The sequence below is a fragment of the Mesorhizobium humile genome (assembly GCF_033977215.1).
Taxonomy (GTDB): Bacteria; Pseudomonadota; Alphaproteobacteria; order Rhizobiales; family Rhizobiaceae; genus Mesorhizobium; species Mesorhizobium humile.
The window spans coordinates 98,990-124,857 of sequence record NZ_JAVIIV010000016.1 but is presented as its reverse complement, the minus strand read 5'-3'; the positions used below and the strand labels follow the sequence as shown (position 1 = coordinate 124,857).

Below are 25,868 nucleotides of genomic sequence, written 5' to 3'. Positions count from 1 at the left end.
TACCATGCGGCGCAAAGCAGCCGTTTGAAGTGGCCCCGGCAAATGATCAGGCCATCGTCCATGAGATCGATTCACGTATCAAAGGGTGTTCCCGCAGACCCTTTGCTTGGTGGTTCATGAGGTTACACTGGCCTCATGACCTTCAAACTGACATTCCTTGGCACCTCGGCGAGCGTGCCCTCGGCCGAACGCAATCATCCAAGTCTCCTCATTGAATCCGGAGGCCAGCGGATCTTGGTTGATTGCGGCGAAGGTACTCAGCGACAGCTGCTGCGTGCCCGAGCCGGCTTCAGGCGGCTCGACCGTCTGCTTCTCACGCATGCGCACTTCGATCACGTGCTCGGGATTCCGGGGCTGTTCTCGACACTTCGGCTCAGGCAGAGCGAAGAACTCGTGTCCGTTCACGGAAGCCGGGAAACCCTCGACGTCGTTGCCCGCATGCTCGCGGGTCTATGGGGCGAAGGTCGGGCGCCGATCTCTTTGGATCTCGTGCCGCTGACGCCGGGTTTGGTCGTCGACGCAGATGAGTTCAGGATCGACTGCTTCCAAGTCCGACATCGCGATACCGATAGCTACGGGTTCGTATTCGAGACGCCGCCGCGTCGACACCTTCGCCCGGACCGTTTGGCGGCGCTGGGTGTGCCGGATGGTCCAATCAGAAAGGAACTGGCGGAGGGCCGCTCCATCATCCTCTGCGATGGCAAGGCGGTTGCACCTGAAGAAGTTCTTGGGCAGCCCGAAGGCGCCAAGAAGCTCGTCATTATCGGCGATACCGAGACCACCGATGGTTTGAGAGAACAGGTACGCGGCGCCGATTTGCTGGTCATCGAAGCCACGTTCCTTCAACGAGATTCAGGCATGGCCCGCGAGTACGGCCATCTCACAGCGGCGGAAGCCGCATCGGTGGCGGCGAACAACCATGTGAAGCAACTCGTTCTCACCCACATCTCCGGCCGCTATTCTGATGAGGAAATCCTAGCCGAGGCCATGCAGACGTTTGCGAACTCCGCGGTCGCAACGGATTTCACAATCCTTACGGTCTAGGGGCGCGTATTCATAAATTCAGAATGTCCGCTTTTGAAAGGTAAAGTGGACTCGCGCCCCCGGGTACGGGGCCTAGATCGATCGTATCTGATCCCAAAGCACTTTGGGTTCCCATAGCTCGAACGATGACATTCAGGATCGGCATCATTTCGGACACACACGGCTTGTTGAGGCCCGAGGCAGAGCGTCGCCTGGCCGGTGTCGATCATATCATTCACGGCGGAGATATAGGCAGGCCAGAGATCATCGCCGCGCTTCGAAGGATTGCGCCGGTCACCGCCATCAGAGGAAACGTGGACACCGGAACCTGGGCCGCGCAGTACGCTGAGACTGAGCTCGTGCGGCTTGCGGGGCGAACGATCTATGTGCTTCACGACTTGAAGACGCTGCAGATCTCGCCGGCCGCGCTTGGCATCGACATGGTAATCTCGGGCCACTCTCACATTCCAAAGATCGAGACTGTCGATGGGGTGCTCTACTTAAATCCCGGCAGCGCCGGCCAGCGGCGCTTCAAGCTGCCGATCACGTTGGCGACGGTCGATGTCACGCCTAGCCACATGCAACCAGTCATTCACGAACTCGGCGACGCTTGATGCGTCGCACGCACCCTGAGGCGAATTGGACGCCAAGAAATGTCTGGAATGGGCTGAAAGCTGAACATGTGCTTTCGGGATATTTGGACCAAATTGCCAACCTTTCCATCGAAGGAACCGCACTGGGGATGAAGAACAGCACGCCAAGCAAGCGCTTCATCCTTGCACGCGCAGCGCGAGTGCCGCCCAGGCGCCGCTGACCAGTGCCAAGGCGCTGGCGACAAAGCCGGTGACAAGGCTGCCCTAGGCTTGGCTGAACTCCTACCGTGGAATTGGAAAGTGCAATCTGCGAGATTGGCTGCCTGACCCGAGCCGAACTTCACCTTAGCTACCAGCCTGACGGTTCGGACCGACGTTTCGTGACAGGCGGCGCACCGCGGCCGCATTCAATTCGCCATCGTCTGCGCTGCGCCGTTGGCGTGAGCTGGACCGGCGTGGGGCAGCATGGGTTCAGCGAGAACCGCGGCTTCCGTTGCGACCTATGCCCTATGTGACTGCTCTCTGGCGAGTTGTTGTCCGCCGCCAGAGAGCAGGGCGACGCAGCGGCCTGCGTCGCCGGGATTAAGGCCGCTTAGTTCAGTGCGGCCTTCTCCAGGCCGAACTTGCGTCCGCCGAACCCCGGCACCGTCTTGATGCCCGGTTGTCGGCGGATTTCGCGCTTGCCAAGACTGCTTTGCGCTACATGTCCTCTTGATGGGCACGCTTCTAATCGACGCCTTGGCTTGCCTGATGCTGGTTGGTGCAGTCTGGAGTTACCGGCGGCGGGATTTGATCGGAATGTGGAGCTGTCTTCTAGGGGCCGTCTTCGTGGTGCTGGTGCTGCTGTTGCCAATCTAGGACGTGCGAGGAAGGGCCCGCTTGTGCGCGCGCAATAGTTGCGCAATGCTGCTCCTGCAAGTTTTGCGGGGATAAGACAATGTTTCACGACATATGCCTGCAAACCTTTCGACTGGGCGGGGTGGATGCAGTCAACGCGCTTCTCAAACAGCAATTCCCATTTGTTGCTGATCGAGTCCGCGCAATGGAGGATCTTCAGGACACTGGCTATTGGTCGATCGCCTGGCATGAGAAAAAGCATCCAGACGGCGGGATGTACCGCGACTTCGGAAGCGTCAGAGAATACCTTGCCGACGATGACGAGGGTTAGACCAAATTTGCGCGTCGCCCTTGCGCGGCCTTCCTCCATTCGCATGTTTCGCCTGCAGCAGAAGCGCATACATCTTTACCAGCCGCTGCTACTCCGTTGAGCCGACTCCTCGAAGTTCCAGCCGGGCTAGGCCCGGTAGCCCTCCTGAGCTGACTACCGGGCCGCTCCCGTGTTTAAGCAGAAAACCAGCGGCGCGCTTTCTTCGCTGCCCTTTGGCTCTCATCTTTTCTCACTTCTTCTTCGGAGCGTCAGCCGGGTTGACGAAAGTGATGCCACCAGGGGCGCTAACCTGAACGTCAATGATCCCCCCTTCATCTCCGGTCCACACGTAGTGCTTGCCTCCAGGCTGTAACGCAAAAAACGCTCCCGGCTTAAGCCATGGGCCGGTCTGGTCGACCTTATCTCCAAACCCGAACCCAACCTGACCGCTAATCAACCACACGGCCTCCGCGTTGGGATGGCTGTGCGGCGGAACGACGTAGTGAGGTGGAAATTTTACACGGGCAACGCTCCAGTCGCCGGACTGCGCCAGCACAGCGACTTTTGCGCCAGGCGGAAGGTCGCCGATGTCCTGCCATTTCAGGTCAGGACTGTCGGTCGTTAGGACGGGGGTTGTCTTTACGCCTTCTTGACCCTCAGCAGCCAGTGCCTCGCTTCCAGATACAAGGGCTGCCGCACTTGCCAGTCCGAGCAAAAGGAGCATTGATCGGCCATTAGATCGCGACGAAATCATCATGGTATGCATCCTCCCTGTTCGTCACGCGCGTGTGTGCGCGAAACCGCTTATATTAGCAGACACGCATTCACTTGGCGCCGGGCGTTACCGAAATTGATGGGGCGATAGGAATCTGTACCCGTCGTCGGGCAAATGCGGCTGCCATCATCCTTTTAGGGAAAGCAGATGCCAGGTCGGGAAGTCCGTCGTTCCAGGGGGCTGATCCATGCCAAGCGCGGCGAGATCACAATTATCGACCGGCCCGGAATGGCTTGGGCGATGGTGCGGAAAGTCTGCCGCAGGTCATTGCCCCATTTCGACAGATCGTGGCGTTTTTCCTTGTGTTCGGCCATGTGACCGCTTTCGCTGTCGGCCGGAAAGAGCCAATCCCGGGATTGCTCTTCATAGAGGGCCCGACCAATGCGCATCGCGCGAACCAGACAACGGATCATGGCGTTCGAAAGCGGGATATCGAATGCTTTGACCTCGCCGCCCTTCGGTCGGGGTATGTGCAGGACACGGGCAGGAAAATCGACATGCTCGACCGTGCCTTCCTGATCGCTTCAGGGCGATGGCCCGAAAGCAGCATGAACAGATGGAACTCCCGCCGGACAGGATTCTTCAAAGCCGCGAGCTGAGTGAACCATCCTTCCAAATCCGAAAGCCCAAGCGCGGTGTTGGGCGTGCAACGAGAAACATCAGGAAAGCCCGTCTGACAAATTTCTAATCTGTAGGTCACAGATTCGATTCCTGGCGGGATCACCAACAAAATCAAGGAGTTGGTGAGAGATATGCGGCGTCAGCATGTTGCATCATGTTGCAACTGGCACGCCGCAGTTTTCAACGGTTTTCACTGATGCGCGGCTACTGGACGCGACATAAAACGCGACACGAAATGAGTCCGGAAGCCGAAGCCGCCAGGCGCAAAACAAGCCAACGCAGAAAGCCGGCAACCGACGCTCTGCGAGCGGGGGACGGGGAAGGTCGTCGGTTGCCTGAGACCGAGGGGCCATATCTGTTGGGGAAATGCCTAGGCCCTGACAGGAGAACCGGCATCCCGGCTTCGCGTTCCCGCCCTCACGCAGGCGTGAAAAAACCCGGCCACCGAAGCAGCCGGGCAGATGGGAATAAAGCAAGAAGAGGGGGGTATTCTCGGCCCGCTACCGGATTCCGTCAATCGTTGGCGTTGAAAATGGTTGCCGAAGGCTAGGCGCCCGCATCGCTGAAAATTCACCATGCCGTAATGACTGTAAGAGCGCCTTTGGAACAAGTCCGCCAGGAGCCGAGTTGTTGCGACGAAGGGGCAATCCAACCTGAAGGTTCAATCGCAATGAAAACAGTGCTTTTCGCCGCTCTGGCGTTCTGCATCGCCGCTCCGGCTGTCGCATCCGCTGCCGAGGCAGATGTGGTCGTCAAGACGCATCACAGGCATCATCACCACAGCACAGCCGTTGTCATTAAGGATGGGCATCGTCTCCATCACCGTCGCCACGGCACGGTCGCCTTCTATGATCACGGCAAGCGGCATCATCACTCCACCACGAAGTTGGTCATCAAAAAAGGCCATCACAGGCATCATCACCGAGTCGTTGTCAAAAGCACCGCTGAGTAAATCGATCTCGGTCGGAACAAGGCCCGGAAGCCTAAGCCTCCGGGCCTGTGTGTCTAATTTTAGCAAAATGTGAAACAAAGCGATTTCGCGAGCGTTGCAGCTTCCACACAAGGGAGCTTAGACGATGGACTCGGCAACCGCGGCAGTGATGGTTTTGCTCTCGTGCAGCCCGGGCGCGGCTTCCATTTGCAAACCCGTGGACACGACGTCCCCCATGTTTGCATCGATGGAGCAATGTCGAACGTCATTGGCTGACAGGCTTGCCTACGGTCCCAATGGGAAATTAATAGGCCGCTGTCGCCCCATTGACCCAACCGTCACAGGTTCGCTGCCGGCCGGTTTTGCAACTGTCGTGGTCACACGCGGGATTGGCCGCTCCGTCGGATATATCGTTCCTCATAAAGACTAAGGACCCGGCCACCCGAGCAGCCGGGCCAAGTTCGTCAGCTGGCAAATTTCAGAGGCCCTGCCCGCCCTCGATAAAGCCGGGCTGTCATGTCGGCGTGGTCGCCTTCGCGCTCTTCTTCGTCATGCGGCTCGTCCTGGATATCGCCGCCATGCTCGTCCTCAAGCTCCCGATCGCAGTGGGAACTGCCGCGGCCGTCCGTGAATACGCTGCTGACGGATTTCGGTCCGCGCTCGCCCCATCCTAACCAGGGCGCGGCGTCGGCACCGTCCTCCAGGTCGCAATCGGCCTCCATGACGTCGAGAGCGGTGATCAACGCCGTGGCGCGGTCGAACGGGTCGTTAAGCTGCTGTTCGATCGCCTGCCGCCATGAGCGCGGATCTGCGCCGGCAGGGATGCCGACGGGCTTCAAGCTTCCGACGGGCGGGCCGGAACAGAGGCCGCGGCGCCAAGCAGCATGAAGCGGCGGGAAAACCGCCCTGGGACGATCTGCATTTCCTCGCATCGCCCTTGCGCGGCCTTCCTCCATTCGCATGTTTCGCCTGCATCAGAAGAGCATACATCTTTGCCAGCCGGTGCACTCCGTTGAGCCCACTCCTCGAAGTTCCAGCCGGCTAGGCCCGGTGTCCCATGCCCCTCTACCCCAGGAGAAGAGCGCCGGGCCGCCTGTGAGAGTCGCCCCACATGGCACCAGCGCGCGTTTCCCTTCGCCGCTCTCCTACACCGGTCTTACCTCGATCGCCCTCTGGCGGGCTTCCCTGGCCAAGGCCATGCATTGCAGCGACCAATCGATGTTCGCCTCGCAACCTTCTTACGCGAAGCACGTTAGAACCCGGCTGAGCGTCTAAGGGAGGATCGCAATGGACAGAACCGGTAACCGCGGCGATGGTTTTGAGGCGTTCATGGCCTTCATGCTAGGCTTGTCCGTGATAGGTGCTGGGATATCGATCTATTTCGCCGGCTGAGCCTCAAACGCGCGTCTCCCCGTTGCGCTGTCCTACAACCTGCCGAGACGCCTTTCGCTTGCTGGCGCCTCTGGCAGGCGGCAAGGAAGCGTGCCTCGGCCTCTGCCTTGGCTCGGGCAAGCCTCTCCTCCCGCACCCTCTCCCGCTCGAGCCTGAATTCCTCCGGCAGCGGTGGATGCTCGACCGGCGGCTTTTTCATGGTCCATTTATCGCCGCCGTAGCCCCAATGCTCTATGCCGACGAGTTCGGATCCTGAGAACGCACATGAGAATTGAGCTTGGCGAACAGTACCCGAGCATCCCACCAGACCGCCTCTATGTTGGCCAGGCCGGCGCCTTCCTTCCAGGGTGACCAGCCCTTGCCGGGCCGCTCGACAAGTTCGTGATCCTGCATGCCGCGGATGTTGCATAAGTCGCGGCTTATCGGCAAGCCTCAACTGAGCCTGCGTGGCGCCGGTCAATTTTTGCCGATATCATTGGCCAACCACCATGGCTGCTCTAACCATTCTGCCCGTCCCAATTGCCTCCGACCTGGGGCTTCTCGCCTTGGAAATCCGGCGCAAGGTTTTCATTGTCGGCCAGAGCGTGCCCGAGACGATCGAACGTGATGCTTACGATGCTGAGGCGCTTCACCTCGTGGCAATTGATAACGGCGATGTCGTCGGCACGCTGCGGGTCGTATTTCTGCCCTAGCATGCCAAGTTCGGGCGGGTCGCTGTGCTGCCATAGGCACGCGGGAAAGGCATTGCCACCCAGATGATGCATTTGGGAATGGAACTTGCGAGGGCGCGTGGGGAAATGAGGTTCTTTCTTACGGCCCAGGCCGACAAGACCACGCTTTACGAGAAACTTGGCTTTGTCGCTTATGGTGACGAGTTTCAGGAAGCCGGCATGCCACGTCGGGCTATGAGGACGTACTGATCAGGGACAAGGCGTCCTTCGCTGCGGGAATGCGCCAGCGCTCCCTGCTCAGCCCGGAAGCGCTTAAGGGCTATTCAATGCGTTTGATGCGACCCTTGTCGAGACGGAAAACCCCGTCATTGCCGCCCTGCTTCTCAAAGTCGGTCTGTATCTCGTCCCATGCGCCGAGATATCGGCCGCAATCGCTACAGGTGATTGGAGTGGTTGGACCGGCATCCGTTGGAATTCGTAGCCGCACTGTGTGGCAGTACGGGCATTCAAGTAGGTGGTCGAGATATTTTGGGGCTTCCGACATTGGACTCCACTCCCCTAATCCGATGAGACTGAGGTCGGACGGCCGATTAGAGCTTATTCAGGAGCCGCGCCTCGCGAAGAAGCGAATTAGAATCATTGCCGATCAGGTCGATTAGATCGCGCGCCTGTGCTTCGGTGATGCTGGTTTCCCTCATGAGAAACCGTACCCGAAACTCTTTTTGCGCCAGTATGTGAGCGGCACGCTCTTCGCCATCGCGGACCACAGGGCACTCCCGTAATCAGACGGGAGCGCGTTCTGCGTCTCTCAGGCGCCAATGGTGTCCAGTGGATGGTTACCGGCGATTGAAAGCAACGGGTGCCGAGCTGATTTAGTTCCAACTAAATTTCAAATTGAGACGCTATCACCGCTTTCGCTGCTCTGGCGTCGTCGCGTGGTTTGTGAATTGCAGGTTTCGGTCGTTGCGGCCGGCGGCGCGGCACTCATGGCAATAGATAATTTTCAGCAGATCCCAGTGGAGGCAGGGCTGGTCAGGCCCGAACCGCCTGGCCAGCGCGGCGACGTCGAGCACCGCCCTTCGCCTGCATGTGAGACAATAAACCGATAGGCCTGTGCCGGCCGCAAGCTTGCCGCCGAGCGTGCCTTCCGAAAACGGATACTCCTTGCCCATGGCGATCTCCTACGAGGTCGCCCCACCCGAGCCCCATATGGCGTTTGGTGATTATCGTTCGCAAGAGGAGGAGCAAACATCGTTCCTCTCTTTGAAGGATGACCTCGGCCGCACACCCCGCTAGTTTGCTGGGAGAAGATCGGCATTCCTCTTCTTCGGCCGATCGTTCCGGCACCCGTCGCTGCTGCGGATGTACCAGCGGCGACGGGAGCGGCGGCGGTCGACGCGCTCATCATCTCTTCAAGAAATTAGCCTCACGACGCAGGGAGTCCCAGTCGATTCCGATCTGTCTTATCAGCTCTTCGGCTTGCTCGTGGGTAATGCCCGTCTCTCTCACCAAACGTCCGGCCATCAGATCCAGGGCGACCTCTGCCGTCTTGTCGCTTCCATCGCCTTCGGCCAAGCTGCCTTCGCGGTGCTGCATCGCGTCGAAGATCACCCCAAAGACACTACCAACTTCCTCGCTGATTTCCTCCGGGTCGATGCCTTCACGTTTTGCGGCCTTCATCACATGGCCGACCAGGTCGCAAATGGCGGCCGGGTCGTCTGTCATTGCGTTTGGCAGATGCTCCGACATCCATCGATCGAGAAAGTTGATGCCGCGCGTGCTCATCATTTCCATAAGCATGATCCGCATATTAGGTTCCGCTGATCTTAGTTGGACCTTGAACCTTCTCTTTCGCGAAGCGTTGCCATTGGATTCAGGAGGTTTCCGATGGCGTGTTTTCAAGTCGAAGAGTTCTATGGCGAACGCCTCGTTGCCACGACGTCTACAGAGGCCCCTGATGCGTTCAGCGCCGCAGAGACCCTGACGGGAAAGACGATCTCCACCAAGGCCTTGCAAGAGCACTGGTTTCGGGTTGTCGACGAACGCGGAGGCACCGTCCACGAATTCAGTATTGCAGAAGAGCCGCCAAAGGACTTTGCCAAATAATGAACTGCTTCGGCGCAAGCCCGGCTCGCAGATCGAGGGTGACACAGGATTATGCGAGCCGGGCCTAGCCGCCTCACCTATTCCGGGGGGAAGTGGTTTTAAACTCGGCGGTAAGTAAAAGTTGTTCGATAATCCCTCGTGCTGCAATGAGGACTGAGGTCCCATTACGCTACTTGCTATGGTCTATTCGGCAGTGAAAGAGCCCGCCTGCCATGGGTGCCAGACGGGCTCTTTATCGGGCCTCCCTGCGGACACGCTTATCCAGAGTGGGCCTGGTTACGTGCTACCCCGCCCGACGCGACGTGCGCTGAGCGCGCCGACTGTTTAATCAACTTCACCCTTAGCCTTATGTTCCATTAGCAAACGCTTGACTAAGCCGCTCACCGCCCCAGACTCCAGGTATGGCGAAGGGCTCTTTCAAGGTCGGCGATGAGGTGGTTATTACCGCGACCGTCCGGAAGCGCGTGACGGAAGACCGCGTGGCGGTCCTGATCCCATCGTACAACCAGCCTCACAGCATTGTCGACACGACTCCCGGCATAAGCAGCGGTCAGAAGGTCGACCTCATAGGCGAGGTGACGCGGGTTGACGAAAGCACCGTCACCGTGAGCGGCGAGCATCTCGGGATAACAGTCAGCCGCGACGCGGTAAGGCGACGTTCTTCATGACGAGGGACGCAGCCATCGGCATCATGCTCGAGGAACAGGTGAACGGCCACTATGGCCCGACGTTGCTCGACGAGGCCGAGGCATTATCAGTGGCGATTGTTGCCACGGTCGAGAGACTGTCGTTCGATAGCACGCCGAAGCCGCCTGCGAGCAGTATCAGATGAATAGGTCGCTGATGGGTGGTGTGATGACGCCTAGCGAGGCGATTCACATAGGATCGCGGGTAGGCTCAGTGAGGCAACAGGCTAAAGACTGCGACCACAAGAACCGCGGCGACTAGCGCCAGAACGATTGCGGCGAGCGTTATGCGTTTGACCCAGACTTGCCGAGCGGATCGAGCGGCCATTGCGTCGTAGGCGCATAAAGGCGCCGCCCATCCTCTCCGAAGCGATCGGCATTCGGATAGGCCTTCGGCGGCTTTCGTCTTGGCTTGAGCATCAGCAACCCCTCTCGCCTCACGCATATTAGCGTAAGCTTGTGCTCAACATCCGTCGCCGGCATACTTCCCTGGGGAGAGGGTTGTGGGCAAGCGCTACCGCTATGTAGCGGACAATGAGTACAACCGCCGGCGTTTTCGATGATGGGTTACAGCCGTAGAGGATCTGTTGCGGGCCGTCTTCGAGCGGCGAAGAGCATCTGTCCAAAGCCGCCGAAACATGCTGGCCTTTCTGTGCTAGGCGCTGAAAGACGCCAGTGGTTGGTCAGAAGAACCGTGCGGGCCGGAAATCCTGAAGCGCCGGTTCGCGAGCACTACCACCCAGTTCGGCAGCAACCACCTGCCCCAGCCAGGGTGCCAGTGTCGCCCCGCTATGCGTTACGGCAGCGTAGTAGCCGCTGATGCCCGGAACCGGACCGACGGCCGACACGCCGTCACCCGGGATTGCCCGGCGCGAGAGGCGCATCGCCTCCGGCCTGACGCCCGCAAGGTCGGGACAGAGCCTTGCCGCCCGTTCGACCATCGCGGCGGCCACCGGCATTGTCTCCTCGCGACTGCTGTCCGGCGTGAAGCGCTTCTCGTCTTGCTCGCTGTGGAGCATGATCCTGCCGGCACCGTCGGGGCGCAAATTGACCCCGCTGGTCCGGATTACGCGTCGGATACCCGGTGCGGCCGGAGCGCTCACCACGAGAAGGCCGGTTGTCGGGGCCAGCGGGAATGTCAGGCGCACATCCTGACCGAGATCGTTCGCCCAGCAACCCGTGCAGTTGACGACCACGTCGGCGCCGAGTGTCGTGCCCGATGCCGTCCTGACGCCTGTAACCCTGTCCGCCCTCAGCTCGATGCCGATGACGGTTTCACGGCACAGTTCCGCACCAAGCGTGCGGGCCTTCCCGAGAAAGAACTCGATATAGACGCCAGGATCCACCCAACCCTCATCGGGAAAGTATGCGATCTTCGCATCACCCGACGCTCCCCGCGCCAGGGCGGGCTCCAGCCTGTGCAGCCTGTCCGCAGGAATCCATTCAGCCGCATAGTTCCAGCCGGTGAGGCGTTGGACGCGCTCCGCGAGCTCCTGCGCCTCGTTCGCGTCCGCACGCCATTCGACAGCACCACCACCATGAAACCAGGGGCAAGCCCCGAACTCGTTTTCGAGCTCCCTGTGCGCACGCATGCCGAGCGCATTGATCAGGTGGTAGCTGTAAGGCGTCTTTTCGTTCGAATTGGTCCAGGCGAAGCTCGCACCGCTGGTGCCGGCGCCGGGATAGTCGCACTCGACGATTGTGACCGGGTGTCCCCGCTCGGCAAGGCGATATGCGATCGATGAGCCGATGAGACCGGCCCCCACTACGATAAATCGGGTCATGCTATCAGTTTTTCCGATGGTTGGATGGGCAGGCGCAAGGTTGCACCTGCCCGGTGCGAACTCAGTCCCTGGGCGTGATGTCGACCCCGAACCACTTCTCTGTCAGCTCGCGGTTGAACCCGTCCGCATTGACCTCATGGATGGCCGCGTCGAACTTGGCCTTGAGTGCGGTGTCGTCCTTGCGCATGGCCACGTTGGCGGTGCCGCTGCCCAAAACACCCTCGATGAAAGTAGGTCCGCCAAGCGTGGCGTTGGCGAGATCAGGCTGCTTCATCGCAGCTTTCAGCATGGTGATATTGCCCATCACCAGGTCGACGCGGCCGGCGACGAGATCAAGGTTGTGCTCTTCCGTGGTCTTGTATTCACGGATCTCCACCTTGTCCTTCAGTTCGGCGGTGGCAAATGTGGCTGCCGTTGAGGAACCCTGGACAGCGAGCACCCTGCCCTTCAGCGCCGGGGCCATCGCCTCGATGGCCTTCTTTGCGCCTTCGGGATCCTTCTTGAGGCTGTAGTCGACCCTTGGTCCAAGCTCTGCGACAAGCGGGCTGTCCTTCATCATCATGAAGGCGTTGGGCGCCTTTGCATAAGGGACTGAGAAGGACGCAACCTTCTGCCGCTCGGGCGTGACCGACATGGAAGCAATGATCGCGTCGAACTTTCCGGCGTTGAGCGCCGGCAGCATGCCGTCCCAATCCTGTGCGACGATCTCGCACTCGGCCTTCATGCGACGGCACAGTTCCTGGGCGAGATCGATCTCGTAGCCCACCGGTTTGCCGTCAGCAGACATATAGTTCCAAGGGGCATAGGCGCCTTCGGTCGCAATGCGAATTTTCGACCATTGCCCGGCATCATCAGCGCGCGCAGCGCCTGCAAGCGAGATCAGGATACCGGCCGCAAGGCCGATCCAGCGTAACAGTCCCGTTTTCATTGTTACCCTCTTGGTGTTGGCTGGGCGCGCGAACGGCCACCCGATCGTCGATCAGGGGCGATGACGCAATCGCGACAGTCTCGGCGCAGTGGTGATTTTCAGCGCCGTGATGGCCGGTCCTGGCGCCTTTTGGCCGGAAATTCCTCCCGGCAGGCAGCAGTTAAGCGAAACGCGAGGCGATTGACAAATATGAAAAGCTTCGTTCTCTATAGCTTTTTCCTATAGCGAACTGGCTGCTCGGCTACGATGAACTACAGACAGCTGCAGGCGTTCCGCGCGGTGATGGACGCCGGGACCGTGGTCGGCGCTGCGGACCTCCTCCACATCTCGCAGCCTTCGGTCAGCGCCCACATCGCCAACCTGGAACACGCTCTGAAGATCCAGCTGTTCGTGCGGCAAGGCGGCAGGCTGACTCCGACTGCCGAGGCTTATCTGCTTCATGAGGAAGCCGGCCATGTGGCTAGGGGCATGGCGCGGTTGCGGAGGCTGGCGGCCGATATCCAGCAGTTGCAGGCCGGCCGTCTTGTCATCGGCGCCTATCCGGCGCTTTCCAGCATCGTATTGCCCCGGTTCATCGGTGCATTCTCGCGGCGCCATCCGAAGCTGCGCCTGGCGCTGATGCCGGCGTCCTCTGTTCGGATCGCCGAGCTTGCGGCGAGCAAGCAGCTTGATATCGGCCTGATGACGATGCCAGCAATCGATCCGGCGACAACCTGCGACCTCATCTTCGAGACCGCTTCGGTCTGCGTGCTGCCGGCGGGACACCCTTTGAGCGACAGGGACACGATAGAAGCCTCCGACATCCGCGACGAAAGCTTCATCCAGCTGGGGCGCGAAGACGGATCGCGTCAGGCAGTCGAGCGCAGCTTCGACGATGCCGGAGTTCGCGTCGAAGCCCGTTTCGACGCACATTTCAGCGACTCAGCCTGTGCTCTCGTGGCAGAGGGGCTCGGCGTTTCTATAGTCGACAAGTTCTCGGCCGAACGCTGGCGCGGAACGCTCGTCATCAAGCCGTTCCTCCCGTACGTACCCTCTCACGTTTACCTGACGCGCAGCCGCACGCATATGTCCTCCCTGCTCCAGGAACAGTTCGAGCGTGAGTTCCGCATCTATCTAGAAGAAAGCTTTTCCTAGATTGCTATCGGCGGTCTTTGGCGCGTCGGACGGTGTTTGAGGCGTTTACTCAGTAGGGTCGACCGGCCACTTTGCGGCGAAAGCTGCCCTTCGCTGAGTGGCTGAACCAGCTCCCCGTCGACTTGGCGAACCGCTTCGCAGCTTTTGACTCATAACGATTATTCTAGTCGCTGAGGGACAGCGTTCTCTCAGTAGATCAGCAGGTTGCCCTACGGTTCGCCAACTCATCTTCCTCAGATTCCCTCGTGAGGCGAACCGAAAGATCAGGAGCAGCTTCTCCATTCACTCAGTCTCTCTGCATCTCACAAAGGGTCGATCAACCCGTGTTGACGATAATGGTGGAGCACAAGAGCAGGACGTGGGCTTTCAGTGCGTTGGATTAAAGCCTACCGCCTCATCGGCCCTTTCGCTTTGCGACTGGCCGGTCCCTGAGCCTAGCCTTTTTGCAAGCCGGAACGTCCCATTTCCAAGATGACAGACCTCAACGACTTTCAAGGTCGATTCCCTTCGCGTTTATACCTGCTGGAGCCTAATGCGGAGACGTCAATGGAAATTGCCTATCTTCTGGACATGGACGGAGTACTTGTACTCGGGGGAGTTCCGGTCGAAGGATCGGTCGGATTTGTCCGTGCCCTGGTCGAAAACATGCGCGCCTTTCAAATCTTCACGAATAACTCCAGGTACACCCCGGAGGATCACGCGCACCGTCTTCTCGGGATGGGTTTTCCCATTGAGCCTCACCACATCTACACTTCGGCTATGGCAACCGCGCGGTTTGTTAGCGAACAGCTTCCGGACGCTTCGGTCTATGCCGTCGGCGATCTGGGACTGATGTCGGCGCTGCAGGCAGCGGGCTGTCGATTTACGGTGTTTTCCCCCGACTTTGTCGTGCTCGGTGACGCTGACTCGTATCACTATGAGGAGATCGTGACCGGCGCGCGGCTGCTTTGTGCAGGAGCGCGTTTCATCGCGACCAGTCCGGACCCGTCCGTGCCGGCCGAAAAGGGAATGCATCCAGCCTGCGGGGCGGTCGCTGCCCTCATTGCTGAAGCAACGGGCTTCAAGCCCTATTTTGTCGGCAAGCCGAATTCCTTCATGACCAGATGCGCCCTTGAAAAAATGGGCGTCACGGCGGAGCAGACGGTGCTGGTAGGCGACAGAATGGACACCGACGTCCTCGCCGGCCTTGAATCCGGGATGCGATCCGCACTTGTTCTTACCGGCGCAACGGCACGGGCAGATGTCGCTCGTTTTCCTTTCCGGCCGGATGTGATTGTCGACCGGCTAGCCGATCTTGCAGACCATATATGGGCCTGATGCCTAGGCATGACATCATGTGCGGACTAGCAAGAATTCCGTCCCGACCCCCAGGGCGCGACAGAACTTTGAAACGTCCGCACGAGCGTATGATGGAGGTCCGCCACAGCCAAATCCTAGCTGACATTAACTCTGAGCACGCGATTTCAGGTGGCGCGACGGACCAAGGTCACATCCAACCGGACAGAGGAGGCCCGTACGCCATCACGGATTTGCATGAGTTTCTCCACGAGCAGACTCCCGGCGCGGCGGTCATCCTCGCGAATGGTCGTAAGCGGCGGATCAAAGGCCTGAGACTGAGGAATATCATTGTAGCCGACCACAGCGACATCATCCGGGACAACAAGGTCGATCTCGCGGACGGCTCTAATGGCAGCCATTGCCAAGGTGTCGGTGGCCGCAAATATACCGTCCAAGCGCTTGGGCGTATCTTTGATGCGATTGAGAACGGCGCGATAGGCCTCTTCGTAGGAGAAGCCAACAGGCAGCGTCTCAATCATACGATGCTGACCAACACCATAGCTTGCTCTGAAGCCCTCAAAACGGAGCCGAACCTGCTCGGTCTGCGGATTGCCAAGAAGCAGAATCGATGTTCGCTTCCGTCCCTTGAGCTCTTCTCCTACCAGCTGCCCTCCTTTGAAATTGTCGCTACCCACGGCGCAATAGAGAGCCTCAGGCAGTACCGCGCCCCAGACGATTATCGGAAATCGCGCGGCCAATGCCTGTAACATTTCATGCTGGCCGCCCTGCCCAAGGAAGATTGCACCGCTCGCCCCGATCTCGGTGAGCTGCCTTTCGTAGCGCTCCACGGAATTCTCGCGCGGACACAGGGTTACCTCGAAATCTCGGATGGTCAACGCATGTGCGACATCGCCCAAGAGTTCGAAAATGAAGGCGTCGGGGGAGGTACTCCCCGGTCCCGAAGACTGAAAATCGAACACAATCGCGGTCTTGCGCGCGGCCCTGCCACGAAGGGCCTGCGCCGCGGCGTTGGCGACAAAGCCGTGTTCCGCCGCCAGCGCGTGGATTCGGGTGCGTGTCTCCGGCAGAACGCTGTCAAGATTGCGAAGAGCACGCGACACCGTCGGAACTGAAACGCCGGCCAGGCGGGCTAAATCTACCATCGTAATCCGCCCGCTCGAGCGTTCGTTCGAAGTATCCGACATTCTCTCCGTCCAGCCGAATCCGATCGGGTTCAGAATATAGCGTTGACCGCTGGAAAAAGCTATGCAATGTCTGAGATAACGATTGCACAAGTCTTGCATCAACAAGAGCCGATGTGAACGGCCCCAATACAAGGGAGGAAAGCTGTGGAGCGTTTCGCAAGCCGATCGCTGCGGTCTTGGCATAGGAAGCCAGATCAAAGTGTTTCGGCCGCTTCTCGTTCGTCCGATGCAAAGGCCAGGGCCTTCGGCAGGGTTCGGCGCTGGCTGGCCAAGCTGACCGGGCGCGCCGTACCTAACAGGCCATCGGCGTGGCCTTGGGACTGCGTTTGTCGGCCAAACGGTTCCGGCAGCTCGCCGGCGCTCTCCACCTTCTACAGCTTCGACGGAGTAATGGCGCATGGGTAGCCTGGCCGACAACGATGACATATTTCCGACCAAGCGGATCGAGCGCAGACGATCAGAAGGGGTCGTGATCGAGCCTGCTCGGACCATTTCAGTCCTTCGCGAATGTGAGGTGCTGGTGGTTGGCGGCGGACCGGCGGGCACAGCCGCAGCCGTCGCCGCAGCACGAGCTGGTGCAGACGTTGTGTTGATCGAGCGATATAATCATCTGGGAGGACTATCGACTGGCGGTCTCGTCATATGGATCGACCGCATGACAGACTGGTCCGGCGAACTCGTTGTCCGTGGGTTCGCGGAAGATCTCCTCGGGCGACTCCCGCCTTCAGCAATTGCTGGGCCTAACTGGGAAGCGCTCGGCAGCCGGGATGCAGCGCTTGTCGACCACTGGCGACAACGCTCTTCCGCACACCACAACGTGGTCACATGGGCTCCGACGATCAACCCTGAGCATTTAAAAAGCGCAAGCCAGCAGCTCGTCCAAGAGAGCGGCGTGGCGCTCGTCCTGCACGCCTGGGGCGCGCGTCCGCTCTGCAGCGACGACGGGGCCGTCACCGGCGTCTTTCTCGAAGGCAAGGAGGGTCGGAAAGCCATTCAGGCCCGCGTAGTTGTCGACTGCACTGGGGACGGTGACCTCTTTTTTCAGGCGGGAGCACGCACGGACGCCGATATCGAGGAGCGCTCGATCCACCACTGCATGAACACGTCGTGGCTATTCGGCTCGGTCGACATGCCGGCCTGGCTGGATTTCCGCTACACGGAGCACGCTGCTTTTGCGGCCTTCATGGCGGAGGGGCGACGGGCATGCCCGCGCGGCTTCGAACGTCCCGTGGTGTCGTGGCGTGACGATGTCGCGTTGTTCATGGGGCCACGCCTTTCCGGTCTCAGCGGCGTGGATGTGCTCGATCTAACCGAAGCGGAGCTGCTCAGCCGCGAAGCAATGCTAGCGCATCTCGCATTCTATCGAGCCCATGCGCCTGGATTTGCACAAGCCGACCTCCTTTTGTCCGGATCTCAATTGGGCGTCCGGCACTCCAGACGTCTCGTAGGCATGCAGCGCGTTACACGGGAAGATTGGACGCGACAGTACCCTGCCCTCGACGAGATCGGTGTCTCACCATCCTTGGCGCCGCAATGGCCTAACCTCTCGATCCCCTACGGGTGCCTGGTACCGGAACGAGTGGAGGGGCTGCTGGCAGCAGGACGTCATGTTTCCTGCGATCCGACAACCCATTCGATACTACGCGAAATTCCCCAGTGTTGGCTGACCGGCCAGGCGGCCGGGGTGGCCGCCGCGGTCGCAGTTCAATCTGGTGTTCAGCCCCGCGACGTCGCCGTGTCCAGGGTACGGCAGATCTTGGTGCGACAGGGAACCTATCTGAGCGTCGACGAGACAAAAAAGTGTTCAGGGAGTGAATGTCATGGATGAGAAGAATGTTACCGCATCGGCCGAGTTCCGAGACGGGTGGAAGACTCTCACCGGCGCTATGATCGGCCTTGCAGTGGGGGTTCATGCTCTGCCGTTCGGGACTTCTGGACTATTTCTCGGCCCACTTACCAGCACTTTCGGGTGGACACGCGCCGAAGTGTCCCTGGGGTCGACAATGCTTTTCCTGTGCATAGGCGTGATCGCGCCGTTCATGGGCCTTGTTATCGATCGCTTCGGCGCCAAGCGCGTGATCCTCCCGGGCCTGAGCAGCCTTTGCCTGTTCTTCCTGGCAATGAGCCGGATCAGTTCCTCGCTGCCGCTCTACTATGCACTTTTCATCGCCGTCGGCGTGCTCGCCGCAGGAAGCGCGACACCCACCTACACTCGGATTATCAACACACGGTTCGCCGCGGCTCGTGGACGCGCTCTCGGCATTTCGTTGATAGGGACAGGACTCTCAAGCGCGACCATACCGCCCGTGCTGGCGACAATCATCAGCAGTTATGGTTGGCGCGCCGGATATGTGACGCTGGCGATCATTGTGGCATTGGCGACACCCTTCATCCTGCTGCTCCTCGGGTCGTCGGAGCGCGCTATGGACGAAAGTGAGAGTCTACCTGGCTCTGCCATTCACGAGGCTCTTGCCGACAGGATGCTGTGGGGGATGGGCGTTGTCTTCTTCTTGGTTGCGCTCGCGGTTGGCGGGTTCAGCAGCCACTTCATCGCCATGCTCACCGACCAAGGTGTTTCGGCCGTCACGGGAGCTCGACTGATGGGCGCAGGCGGTTTCTTCCTGATCTTTGGGAGGCTGCTCACGGGCTTCTTGATTGACCGCTTCTTCGCGCCTCGCGTGGCCGCGATCGTGATGCTGGTGAGCGCGGCTGGGTTCCTCCTGATTGCACAAGGCGGGGCGACCTTTGCGGTCGCCGGTCTGCTCGCGGCCGGGCTCGCTTTCGGCGCTGAGATTGATCTCGTGAGCTACCTCGTTGCGCGCTATTTCGGGCTGCGCTCTTATGGACGCGTCTACGGTGTCCTCTACGCCTTTGTCGTCGCCGGAACCGCTTTGTCGCCCACGGCATATGGCCTGTGCTTTGATCTGACGGGCTCCTACGTCGCAGTGCTGGAGGGCGCTGCCGGGATGCTTGTCATCGCATCGATCGGTTTCAGTGTGCTTCGTGCATTTCCCGAGCGCTTCCAGGCTTCGTCACCTCGCACAAGAATCGTGCCGCGCGGGTATGGAGCGTGAGGGGGCCATGTTTAGAGCACCAGTCCTGCCCTGCCCAATCCACAATCATGCGATGCAGCGAAGTCTCATCGGGGTGTACACATGAAGGCCGTTCCAGATGCTTTCCTCAAGTCACCCAGATTTATCATGGCGGCGGCCTCCGAGGATGAGGAACTGGAAACCTCAGATGATTGGCGCACCTTTGCTGAGCGATCGTTCGATCACCAGATGGATTGCTGCGGGATGCCCGGGACCGAGGTTCATATGGAGAGATGGTTTCCTCCGATCCATACGGTGACCAGCGTGCGACCGGACGTGCCAAGCGGTTGGGCCCACGCCAGCAGCTATCCCCAACAGGATGGGTTCGGGTAGAGGTGTGACGGCCTGGCTGCGTTCCTATTTCCCTACGCTTCGGCAGCAAGTGAGACCCTCAGTTACTGGGCCGTTGGGATGACGTCATCATTCGTCTGTCAGCGGCGCGCTGTGTTCTGACGCCAATGCCCACTTACCACAGGCAGCCGCCATGACGGGAACCTGTGAGCCAAGCGACTCCTAATTCAGGTGAAGATTTTCACCTTGCTCCGCGGCCATGGCCTGCGGAATGACGCAGCTTTTTCCAAGTTCTCTGACTTGAACGCATAAGTGTCAATCTACACGGCTCATAGCATCTGAAATATAAAGGAGGAACATCATGAAAATCTTTGCTTTTCTCGCTTCTACGTGCGCATCAGTTGTTACTTCACAGATCCCTTCATACGCAGAAACATCGGTGACACCTGCTCGATTTGGCTATGCGGCCGAAGATATGAACCCCGCGGCCCCGACGACCAATAAAATTGAATTCGCGAAAATCTGCACTGAATTCGGAGAGGGTTATTTCTATATTCCCGGTACCGACACCTGCCTGCGCATTTCTGGCGAAGTCCGCGCCGACTATCGTTCCTATCAGCCCGCTCCACTTAATTACAGCACGACCAAACCGAAGGCGGGACGTAATAGCGAGCAGGACGCCTACGACTTCCGAGCCGAAGGTCGCATCAAATTCGATGCGCGCACGCGCACAGAATACGGTCTCTTGCGCTCCTTCCTCCAGGTTAATGCCAGGGTGGGGCGAAACAGCGAAAGCGAGATTGGCAGTACTTTCGTCATCGACAAGGCGTTTCTGCAGTTGGACGGCTGGACTGCCGGCTTCGCGCATACTTACTTCGGCATTTATGACCTAGACTACGCTCATTCGATCTTCGGTCCTTACTACTCGTCACAGAGTACCGTGAACCTGCTCGCCTACACGGCCGATTTTGGAAGGGGCTTTTCCGCTACTATCTCGATTGAAGATGGCGGCGAGCATCGCACGACTGTGGACCCCGCGATCGAAATCGGCGGTGAATCGTTAGGTTACGGCGGCAAGCGGATCCCCGACCTTGTCGACATTGTGCGCCTCCAGCAGGATTGGGGACAGGTAGCAGCGTTCGGTGCCCTGCATGAAATTCGCTATGCGGCCCCGGGGTACGATACCGACCGCAAATGGGCTGCCGGCGCTAGCGCGACAATAAAGATTCCATCCATCAACGGTGAGTTCGTCGCTGAAGGCACCTATGCCGATGGCGTTATGAACTACCTGGGGCTCTCAACGCCCGACGCGAGCTATGTCAGCGCGAGCGATGCTTTCGCAACCAACAAGGGTTGGTCGTTGACGGGCGAAGTCGGCGCCCAGCTAACGCCAGCTATCAAGGCCTACCTGATCGGCAGCTTCGTCAACGTCGACATGGCCGCCGGCAAGGATTTCAGCAGGTTGGCGGTGACTGGCGATGTTCGGTACGCCATGGGCAAGGGCTGCGAGATAATTGGCGAACTCGGTTACCTCAACCAGACGCTTGCCAGTTCTGACTCGGAGGACGCTTGGATTGGCGGCGTCCGTCTAAGGCGCACATACTAATCATTCAAACGGCGGCGATCCGTTCGGGCCAACTTAGACCGGCTGGATGGCGATGAGGGCGAGGGTGGCTTCCAGTGCGCCTGTCACGGACCGGTCAGGCCCCGGGTAGCCGACGCGGCGGGTTGCTCAACCCTTGGCTGACTCAAGTCGGTGCTTGTCGCGCAATCGAAGTGCCCGCAGGTGATTCTCCCGATGCGGAAGTCCGACTCTAAAGCCCCCATTCAGAGTAACGGAGTACGTCGCGAAAAGGGTGGCCGGACTGCCGCGTGGCGTCGGCCACTTGATAATACATATGCGCTATTGCACAAACTGCAAATGAGCTCGACCACAACGGAGATTTGTGCGCGTTTGCTTGATTTTGCTGGGACCTTCGGAGCGACGAACTTACTTGCTGGCCTGATCCCGCCTCCTGGTGCTTTAGAGCGGGAACAAATTTCGCATATCGTTCTGGACGCATGGCCAAATCAGTGGTCTGAGCGCTACTTCTCAAGAGGCTACCTCTATCGCGATCCGGCCATTCATCTCGTCGCGCATGGAAGCCAGCCATTTTCGTGGCGTGATCTCAGTGGCCTCGGTGAAATCTGGTCCAGCGGCCGTCGTGTCATGGATGAGGCGGCCGAATTTGGTTTGCGCGAGGGAATGACGTTTTCATTCCTGACCGTTGAACGGCGGCGAGTCGGATTATCAATTGCAGGCGAAAAACTTGAATTGCCGCCCGACGAACAGGACGCGTTCGTCCTCGTCGCTGCATATGCTTTCGGAAAGGCCGTAATTCTGGCTGAGGGAACCGGCGAACGCAGAACAGTCAGCCTTTCACCCCGCCAGCATGACGTCCTGCAATGGGCTTCCCTGGGGCTGCCGGTGGAGGCTATTGCCGATCGCCTCGGCATAAGCAGCCATACCGCCGACAGTCATCTGCGCGCGGTGCGCGAGAGACTGGGGGTCCAGAATACCGTCCACGCCGTGGCCGAAGCATTCAGGCTCGGCTTGCTTACATGACCCACGGATTTACGTGATGCCCGAACGGGAATGACGACGGCAGACTGCCGGTTGACCTTAATCCGGAAGGACAACCGATGCTGCACATCGTGACAAATGAAAATGTCGACCTCTATCGCGAAGACATGGAACAGGCCTTCCGTCTTCGCCACAAGGTCTTTGTGGAGGAGAGAGGCTGGTCGGAATTGCGACGCGAGGACGGTCGGGAGATCGACCGGTTCGACAACGAGCACGCCGTTCACATGCTCTTCATGGACGACGATGGCCGTGTCATCGGCTATCAGCGTCTGCTGCCATCGACCAAGCCACATCTTTTGTCCGAGGTCCTTTCCTCCCTGTGTGAAGTCGATCGACCCGTCGGCCCGAATATCTGGGAGTGGACACGCTACTGTGTCGAGGCCGGCCATCGAGAGCGCGGGCGGATGCTAAGCCCGGTGGCGAATACGCTGCTTAGTGGCATCGTCGAGTGGGGCGTCCACAACGGTGTGGACACGATCATCATCGAGATGAACCCGCTCTGGTTGCTCAGGCTCGTTCAGCTGCATTTCAGGGTCACGCCTCTCGGGCTACCCCGCATAATCAGTGGCGAAGAGACCTTAGCTGTCACTGCGAGCTTCGATAAACGCACGCTCGCCAGGCTAAGCGAAATGCGCACCGCAGCCTCCTAGGTGGGCCCGATTGCGGTCGGCCCTTGCGATCCCTCATCCTCAAACGGTCAAGGCGGCACGTCTAGAGAAGGAAGCGCAATGCGGCGACGGGTCCAGCTCCTTACGCTTGATTGCGCACTTGTCGTCGCCGAGGAAGGCAGTTTCCTCGGGGCCGCCCGACGCACCGGCATACACCATTCTGCCCTGAGCCGTCGTATCCGGGATCTCGAGCATTCGCTGGGGACAGCGATTTTCCAGCGTCACCCGGGCGGAGTCCGGCCAACTGCGGCCGGTGCACGACTCCTCCGCGACCTTCATCGAGTTCTGGGAGATCTCGACGGCACCCTTGCGACGGCGGATAAGCGGGGCCAGCAAGCCGGTAGCGACGCCTCCAGCGTGCCCGCGCAAATCAGCGAGTTCCTGGAAGTAATTGTCGACTTCATCCGGAGCACGCCCGACGTCAGCCTCAATCTCGTAGATATGAAGCGAGCCGCGGCGCGCTCACCCTGACTTAGTGCTGCGGCGAGCTCGAGTAAACGCCCTATCCGTCATCATAAATCTGGCAAGCATCGGCGCGATCAGTTTGGCAGGATCGGTAGTGGCCTGACCTGTTTCACGGCCAAGCACCTCAGCATAGGCGACAAGATCGCGATGCACCGCCGCGGGCAGCTCAATGGCGATCTTCACCGGGCGGTCGTCCGGAATGGCGGAGAGCTTCAGCTTGGTCACGACGGCTCCTTACTAGTGCTGCCATACGGAGCCAAGACCAGATCACGATTGACGATGACCCGAACCGGGAAACCTGGGCGAACCGTCAGCGTCGGCTGAACGTCAAGTTGGCGACCCACGATTTGCTGGCCAACGTTACCGGCGGAGTTCTGCGCACTTTCGCGGATAGCCTTGGCAATATCGCTTTCGTTGTTGCTGGAACCGAGGCTTGTGCCGACACCCAACAGAGTGGAGAGCGCGGCAGCTCGGAAAAGCTGGCTCCAGTGATGATCGACCTCATCCTCCAGCCCCGAGAACCCTTCCACATCCGCCCCCTGTTGGCGTTCCAGAACTACCGAGGCTCCGTCAGGCAAAATGAGCCGGTTCCAGACCAGCAGCACCCGCGACTGGCCGAAGGCGATCTGGCTGTCATATTGGCCGATCAACCGCGCGCCCTGAGGGATCAGCAGGTACGATCCTGTAGGACTGTCGTAGACATTTTCCGTCACCTGAGCGGTGATCGTACCAGGAAGGTCTGAACGGATGCCGGTAATGAGTGCCGCCGGGATGATCGTGCCTGCCTGCACGACGTAGGGCGAGGCCGTCGCGGCCAGACGATCAGGACTGACGGTGCGGCGATCAGTCGGCGCGTTGACGAAGCCTAGCTTGCGATCCTGCACGTTTTGGGCGGCGCCCGGATCGGGCGCCGGTACTTCGGTCGATGGCGTCGAACCAGCGATCGTGTCGGCGGTGGCATTTCCGACGCCAACGCCTTGCGCCGCCGGACTTGCTCGCGCGTTCGTGTCGGTGAACAGTTTGGCTACGCGCGCAGCTTCGACCTCGGCGAGGCGACGTTGTTCTTCCGGATCTGTGCGAGGTGAGCGGACATCCGGCACCTGGATCAACTGTCCGTGCTCCTGCGCGCGCAGGATCGGGCGTCCGAGATCGCCGGGCAAAGCAGGTCCGAGTTTAGGGACATCCGAATAGTCCTTGGGCAGGCCCTGCAGTCCGTCAGCGGTCGTATGGTTTTCGATGCTGAATAGCTCGGACGGCTGCTCGTTGCCGCGCCGTTTGCTATCGAGTGCCCAGATGAGCGTGCCAAAGATAGCCGCGCTGGCTACAGCGCCAAGACCGATCAGGACCTTGCGCGACAGCCGGGTCACCCTGGTGGGTTCGGGCCGGAGGCGTAGTTCCGCCCTGATGTCCTGGTTCTTCGCGGAGTCGCTCATCGGAACAGCCCCACGCTGTGTTGAGGCTCGCCGTCGGTGCGAACGATCCGGACGCGCTTCTCGCTGGTCTTGTCGCCAAGTCTCAATTCGGCTGCGGCGAACAGTCGGTCGACGACATAGAAATTCTGACGGGCACGGTAGTTGACCAATTCCGATCCGCCAGATGGACCAATGATGAACAGCGGCGGCATCTCGCCTTGATCGATGCGCGAAGGGAACTCGATGTAGACTTTCGTGCCGTCATCGAAAGCGCGTAGCGGCTTCCAGGGTGTCGCGTCGCCCTCGATACGGTAGCGGAAGTTGAGCTTCTGGATGTCGACGCCAGAAGCGACCGGCTGGGCGGCGGAAGCCTGCGCGTTCTGGCGCCGGAGCGCGATCAGCTCATCCTGCGGATACTGCCACGACACGGAGGCCATATAGGTCTTTTCGGTCGAGCGCAGCTCAAGATGATAGGTGCGACGATCGCTGTTGATGACGAGGTTGGTCTGGAGATCTGGCCGCGTCGGCTTCACAAGGATGTGGACCTGAAGCCGCTCCCCTGCCCCGCTTTCCGTGTCGCCAATGATCCAGCGCACGGTGTCGCCGGCAGCGACCGGGCCAGAACCGACGAGCTGCTCGCCCGGCTGCAGCGCAATGTCTGTAACTTGGCCTGGTGCGGCGTAGATCTGATAGAGCGCACCCTCGCTCCACGGATAGAGCTGGACTGCGTTGATGAAGCCGTCGCGGACGGGCTGCATTCGTGCCGCCTCATTCGCCTGGCTGATGCGCTGCTTCGGATCGGCTGGCTCGGCTTTCGCCTTCCGGCTTTCAACCGACTTCAACTGGCCCGGCAGTGGAAGCGGTTTCGGCAGCTCCACCACCTTCACTGGGCCGGGGGGATCAATCTTCTGAACGGCAGGTGCGGCGTCATCGTAGCTGATCTGGGGCGGAATGTATTTTTTCGAGGCACAACCGGCGAGCGCAGTCGTGCAGAGCAGCCCCGCGGCAAGCACACGCGTCCTCGTCATCTTGCGTGCAAAGGG

At 59.7% G+C, this 25,868-nt stretch carries 29 protein-coding genes and 1 pseudogene; 17 read left to right on the top strand and 13 right to left on the bottom strand.

The window, feature by feature from the left end; all coding sequences use genetic code 11:
* Positions 1-135: 135 nt before the first annotated feature.
* The 3 genes from RFM52_RS22695 (at position 136) to RFM52_RS22685 (ending at position 2,784) form a co-directional block, all read left to right on the top strand.
* Positions 136-1,044 carry a ribonuclease Z gene (locus RFM52_RS22695; protein ID WP_320293572.1) on the top strand — a complete coding sequence of 303 codons (909 nt, stop codon included), beginning with the start codon at positions 136-138 and terminating at the stop codon, positions 1,042-1,044.
* A 125-nt stretch (positions 1,045-1,169) separates the two neighbouring features.
* On the top strand, positions 1,170-1,637 hold the full coding sequence (locus RFM52_RS22690; RefSeq protein ID WP_320293571.1) for a metallophosphoesterase family protein: 468 nt from the start codon (positions 1,170-1,172) through the stop codon (positions 1,635-1,637).
* Between the two features lie 916 nt (positions 1,638-2,553).
* Positions 2,554-2,784 carry a hypothetical protein gene (locus tag RFM52_RS22685; protein WP_320293570.1) on the top strand — a complete coding sequence of 77 codons (231 nt, stop codon included), beginning with the start codon at positions 2,554-2,556 and terminating at the stop codon, positions 2,782-2,784.
* Positions 2,785-3,013: 229 nt separating this feature from the next.
* Here the strand turns inward: RFM52_RS22685 and RFM52_RS22680 are convergent, their stop codons facing one another.
* On the bottom strand, positions 3,014-3,520 hold the full coding sequence (locus RFM52_RS22680; RefSeq protein WP_320293569.1) for a cupin domain-containing protein: 507 nt from the start codon (positions 3,518-3,520) through the stop codon (positions 3,014-3,016).
* Between the two features lie 251 nt (positions 3,521-3,771).
* On the opposite strand from RFM52_RS22680, the gene RFM52_RS22675 reads away from it, so the two are divergent.
* The gene (locus tag RFM52_RS22675) at positions 3,772-4,137 is read left to right on the top strand and encodes a hypothetical protein (protein WP_320293568.1); all 366 of its coding nucleotides are present in this window, start codon (positions 3,772-3,774) and stop codon (positions 4,135-4,137) included.
* Between the two features lie 683 nt (positions 4,138-4,820).
* Here RFM52_RS22675 and RFM52_RS22670 read toward each other — a convergent pair.
* The 3 genes from RFM52_RS22670 to RFM52_RS22660 all read right to left on the bottom strand — a co-directional run bounded on the left by RFM52_RS22670 (position 4,821) and on the right by RFM52_RS22660 (position 6,875).
* Entirely contained in the window at positions 4,821-5,189 is a 369-nt protein-coding gene (locus RFM52_RS22670) for a hypothetical protein (RefSeq protein ID WP_320293567.1), read from the bottom strand.
* A gap of 365 nt (positions 5,190-5,554) precedes the next feature.
* Positions 5,555-5,929, bottom strand: a complete 375-nt coding sequence (locus tag RFM52_RS22665) for a hypothetical protein (protein ID WP_320293566.1) — start codon at positions 5,927-5,929, stop codon at positions 5,555-5,557.
* A gap of 784 nt (positions 5,930-6,713) precedes the next feature.
* On the bottom strand, positions 6,714-6,875 hold the full coding sequence (locus RFM52_RS22660; protein ID WP_320293565.1) for a hypothetical protein: 162 nt from the start codon (positions 6,873-6,875) through the stop codon (positions 6,714-6,716).
* Positions 6,876-6,970: 95 nt separating this feature from the next.
* On the opposite strand from RFM52_RS22660, the gene RFM52_RS22655 reads away from it, so the two are divergent.
* Complete coding sequence (locus RFM52_RS22655) at positions 6,971-7,174, top strand: GNAT family N-acyltransferase (protein ID WP_320293564.1); 204 nt, start codon at positions 6,971-6,973, stop codon at positions 7,172-7,174.
* A gap of 48 nt (positions 7,175-7,222) precedes the next feature.
* Positions 7,223-7,402 (top strand): annotated as a pseudogene (locus RFM52_RS22650) (GNAT family N-acetyltransferase); the annotation flags it as partial.
* Positions 7,403-7,743: 341 nt separating this feature from the next.
* On the opposite strand, the gene RFM52_RS22645 reads toward RFM52_RS22650, so the two are convergent.
* The 3 genes from RFM52_RS22645 to RFM52_RS22635 all read right to left on the bottom strand — a co-directional run bounded on the left by RFM52_RS22645 (position 7,744) and on the right by RFM52_RS22635 (position 8,962).
* Entirely contained in the window at positions 7,744-7,920 is a 177-nt protein-coding gene (locus RFM52_RS22645; RefSeq protein ID WP_320293563.1) for a hypothetical protein, read from the bottom strand.
* 138 nt (positions 7,921-8,058) lie between these two features.
* Positions 8,059-8,226: a hypothetical protein gene (locus tag RFM52_RS22640; protein ID WP_320327874.1), complete on the bottom strand. Its 168-nt coding sequence runs from the start codon at positions 8,224-8,226 to the stop codon at positions 8,059-8,061.
* 331 nt (positions 8,227-8,557) lie between these two features.
* A complete protein-coding gene (locus RFM52_RS22635; RefSeq protein ID WP_320293561.1) occupies positions 8,558-8,962 on the bottom strand; it encodes a hypothetical protein in 405 nt (134 codons plus the stop codon).
* Positions 8,963-9,040: 78 nt separating this feature from the next.
* Between RFM52_RS22635 and RFM52_RS22630 the strand changes: the two genes are divergently transcribed.
* The 3 genes from RFM52_RS22630 (at position 9,041) to RFM52_RS22620 (ending at position 10,091) form a co-directional block, all read left to right on the top strand.
* On the top strand, positions 9,041-9,259 hold the full coding sequence (locus RFM52_RS22630; protein WP_320293560.1) for a hypothetical protein: 219 nt from the start codon (positions 9,041-9,043) through the stop codon (positions 9,257-9,259).
* Between the two features lie 401 nt (positions 9,260-9,660).
* Positions 9,661-9,927 (top strand): hypothetical protein, encoded by a 267-nt coding sequence (locus RFM52_RS22625; protein WP_320293559.1) that lies wholly within the window; start codon positions 9,661-9,663, stop codon positions 9,925-9,927.
* Positions 9,924-10,091, top strand: coding sequence for a hypothetical protein (locus RFM52_RS22620; protein WP_320293558.1), 168 nt, complete (start codon positions 9,924-9,926; stop codon positions 10,089-10,091). The genes RFM52_RS22625 and RFM52_RS22620 overlap by 4 nt, the downstream gene beginning before the upstream one ends.
* 537 nt (positions 10,092-10,628) lie before the next feature.
* Here the strand turns inward: RFM52_RS22620 and RFM52_RS22615 are convergent.
* Positions 10,629-11,729: an NAD(P)/FAD-dependent oxidoreductase gene (locus tag RFM52_RS22615; protein ID WP_320293557.1), complete on the bottom strand. Its 1,101-nt coding sequence runs from the start codon at positions 11,727-11,729 to the stop codon at positions 10,629-10,631.
* Between the two features lie 61 nt (positions 11,730-11,790).
* A complete protein-coding gene (locus RFM52_RS22610) occupies positions 11,791-12,657 on the bottom strand; it encodes a transporter substrate-binding domain-containing protein (RefSeq protein ID WP_320293556.1) in 867 nt (288 codons plus the stop codon).
* 246 nt (positions 12,658-12,903) lie between these two features.
* Here RFM52_RS22610 and RFM52_RS22605 point away from each other — a divergent pair, with 246 nt between their 5' ends.
* Positions 12,904-13,791, top strand: a complete 888-nt coding sequence (locus tag RFM52_RS22605; RefSeq protein ID WP_320293555.1) for a LysR substrate-binding domain-containing protein — start codon at positions 12,904-12,906, stop codon at positions 13,789-13,791.
* A gap of 546 nt (positions 13,792-14,337) precedes the next feature.
* The gene (locus tag RFM52_RS22600) at positions 14,338-15,108 is read left to right on the top strand and encodes an HAD-IIA family hydrolase (protein ID WP_320293554.1); all 771 of its coding nucleotides are present in this window, start codon (positions 14,338-14,340) and stop codon (positions 15,106-15,108) included.
* Between the two features lie 146 nt (positions 15,109-15,254).
* Here RFM52_RS22600 and RFM52_RS22595 read toward each other — a convergent pair whose 3' ends face one another.
* Complete coding sequence (locus RFM52_RS22595; protein ID WP_320293553.1) at positions 15,255-16,274, bottom strand: LacI family DNA-binding transcriptional regulator; 1,020 nt, start codon at positions 16,272-16,274, stop codon at positions 15,255-15,257.
* A gap of 397 nt (positions 16,275-16,671) precedes the next feature.
* Between RFM52_RS22595 and RFM52_RS22590 the strand changes: the two genes are divergently transcribed.
* From RFM52_RS22590 to RFM52_RS22565, 6 genes are all read left to right on the top strand, one after another.
* A complete protein-coding gene (locus RFM52_RS22590) occupies positions 16,672-18,102 on the top strand; it encodes an FAD-dependent oxidoreductase (RefSeq protein ID WP_320293552.1) in 1,431 nt (476 codons plus the stop codon).
* Positions 18,095-19,348: an MFS transporter gene (locus tag RFM52_RS22585; RefSeq protein WP_320293551.1), complete on the top strand. Its 1,254-nt coding sequence runs from the start codon at positions 18,095-18,097 to the stop codon at positions 19,346-19,348. The genes RFM52_RS22590 and RFM52_RS22585 overlap by 8 nt, the downstream gene beginning before the upstream one ends.
* 670 nt (positions 19,349-20,018) lie before the next feature.
* Positions 20,019-21,263 carry a porin gene (locus tag RFM52_RS22580; RefSeq protein ID WP_320293550.1) on the top strand — a complete coding sequence of 415 codons (1,245 nt, stop codon included), beginning with the start codon at positions 20,019-20,021 and terminating at the stop codon, positions 21,261-21,263.
* 315 nt (positions 21,264-21,578) lie between these two features.
* Positions 21,579-22,262 (top strand): helix-turn-helix transcriptional regulator, encoded by a 684-nt coding sequence (locus tag RFM52_RS22575; RefSeq protein ID WP_320293549.1) that lies wholly within the window; start codon positions 21,579-21,581, stop codon positions 22,260-22,262.
* Between the two features lie 77 nt (positions 22,263-22,339).
* Positions 22,340-22,930 (top strand): acyl-homoserine-lactone synthase, encoded by a 591-nt coding sequence (locus RFM52_RS22570; protein WP_320293548.1) that lies wholly within the window; start codon positions 22,340-22,342, stop codon positions 22,928-22,930.
* Positions 22,931-23,008: 78 nt separating this feature from the next.
* Positions 23,009-23,419: a LysR family transcriptional regulator gene (locus RFM52_RS22565; RefSeq protein WP_320293547.1), complete on the top strand. Its 411-nt coding sequence runs from the start codon at positions 23,009-23,011 to the stop codon at positions 23,417-23,419.
* On the opposite strand, the gene RFM52_RS22560 is transcribed toward RFM52_RS22565, so the two are convergent.
* From RFM52_RS22560 to trbG, 3 genes are read right to left on the bottom strand one after another with little or no spacing between them, the layout of a single operon-like run.
* Entirely contained in the window at positions 23,411-23,638 is a 228-nt protein-coding gene (locus RFM52_RS22560; protein ID WP_320293546.1) for a DUF2274 domain-containing protein, read from the bottom strand. The two genes, RFM52_RS22565 and RFM52_RS22560, sit on opposite strands and share 9 nt — an antisense overlap.
* Positions 23,635-24,846 (bottom strand): TraB/TrbI/VirB10 family type IV secretion system protein, encoded by a 1,212-nt coding sequence (locus RFM52_RS22555; protein ID WP_320293545.1) that lies wholly within the window; start codon positions 24,844-24,846, stop codon positions 23,635-23,637. The genes RFM52_RS22560 and RFM52_RS22555 overlap by 4 nt, the downstream gene beginning before the upstream one ends.
* Positions 24,843-25,853 (bottom strand): P-type conjugative transfer protein TrbG, encoded by a 1,011-nt coding sequence (trbG, locus tag RFM52_RS22550; RefSeq protein WP_320293775.1) that lies wholly within the window; start codon positions 25,851-25,853, stop codon positions 24,843-24,845. Before trbG ends, RFM52_RS22555 begins: the two co-directional genes overlap by 4 nt.
* Between the last annotated feature and the right edge of the window lie 15 nt (positions 25,854-25,868).

Bases quoted from the DNA above. Each gene is read 5' to 3' on its own strand.
- RFM52_RS22695 (WP_320293572.1), top strand. From the start codon at position 136: ATGACCTTCAAACTGACATTCCTTGGCACCTCGGCGAGCGTGCCCTCG.
- RFM52_RS22690 (WP_320293571.1), top strand. From the start codon at position 1,170: ATGACATTCAGGATCGGCATCATTTCGGACACACACGGCTTGTTGAGG.
- RFM52_RS22685 (WP_320293570.1), top strand. From the start codon at position 2,554: ATGTTTCACGACATATGCCTGCAAACCTTTCGACTGGGCGGGGTGGAT.
- RFM52_RS22680 (WP_320293569.1), bottom strand. From the start codon at position 3,520: ATGATGATTTCGTCGCGATCTAATGGCCGATCAATGCTCCTTTTGCTC.
- RFM52_RS22660 (WP_320293565.1), bottom strand. From the start codon at position 6,875: ATGCAGGATCACGAACTTGTCGAGCGGCCCGGCAAGGGCTGGTCACCC.
- RFM52_RS22655 (WP_320293564.1), top strand. From the start codon at position 6,971: ATGGCTGCTCTAACCATTCTGCCCGTCCCAATTGCCTCCGACCTGGGG.
- RFM52_RS22635 (WP_320293561.1), bottom strand. From the start codon at position 8,962: ATGCGGATCATGCTTATGGAAATGATGAGCACGCGCGGCATCAACTTT.
- RFM52_RS22630 (WP_320293560.1), top strand. From the start codon at position 9,041: ATGGCGTGTTTTCAAGTCGAAGAGTTCTATGGCGAACGCCTCGTTGCC.
- RFM52_RS22625 (WP_320293559.1), top strand. From the start codon at position 9,661: ATGGCGAAGGGCTCTTTCAAGGTCGGCGATGAGGTGGTTATTACCGCG.
- RFM52_RS22620 (WP_320293558.1), top strand. From the start codon at position 9,924: ATGACGAGGGACGCAGCCATCGGCATCATGCTCGAGGAACAGGTGAAC.
- RFM52_RS22615 (WP_320293557.1), bottom strand. From the start codon at position 11,729: ATGACCCGATTTATCGTAGTGGGGGCCGGTCTCATCGGCTCATCGATC.
- RFM52_RS22610 (WP_320293556.1), bottom strand. From the start codon at position 12,657: ATGAAAACGGGACTGTTACGCTGGATCGGCCTTGCGGCCGGTATCCTG.
- RFM52_RS22605 (WP_320293555.1), top strand. From the start codon at position 12,904: ATGAACTACAGACAGCTGCAGGCGTTCCGCGCGGTGATGGACGCCGGG.
- RFM52_RS22600 (WP_320293554.1), top strand. From the start codon at position 14,338: ATGGAAATTGCCTATCTTCTGGACATGGACGGAGTACTTGTACTCGGG.
- RFM52_RS22595 (WP_320293553.1), bottom strand. From the start codon at position 16,274: ATGTCGGATACTTCGAACGAACGCTCGAGCGGGCGGATTACGATGGTA.
- RFM52_RS22590 (WP_320293552.1), top strand. From the start codon at position 16,672: ATGGGTAGCCTGGCCGACAACGATGACATATTTCCGACCAAGCGGATC.
- RFM52_RS22585 (WP_320293551.1), top strand. From the start codon at position 18,095: ATGGATGAGAAGAATGTTACCGCATCGGCCGAGTTCCGAGACGGGTGG.
- RFM52_RS22580 (WP_320293550.1), top strand. From the start codon at position 20,019: ATGAAAATCTTTGCTTTTCTCGCTTCTACGTGCGCATCAGTTGTTACT.
- RFM52_RS22575 (WP_320293549.1), top strand. From the start codon at position 21,579: ATGAGCTCGACCACAACGGAGATTTGTGCGCGTTTGCTTGATTTTGCT.
- RFM52_RS22570 (WP_320293548.1), top strand. From the start codon at position 22,340: ATGCTGCACATCGTGACAAATGAAAATGTCGACCTCTATCGCGAAGAC.
- RFM52_RS22565 (WP_320293547.1), top strand. From the start codon at position 23,009: ATGCGGCGACGGGTCCAGCTCCTTACGCTTGATTGCGCACTTGTCGTC.
- RFM52_RS22555 (WP_320293545.1), bottom strand. From the start codon at position 24,846: ATGAGCGACTCCGCGAAGAACCAGGACATCAGGGCGGAACTACGCCTC.
- trbG (WP_320293775.1), bottom strand. From the start codon at position 25,853: ATGACGAGGACGCGTGTGCTTGCCGCGGGGCTGCTCTGCACGACTGCG.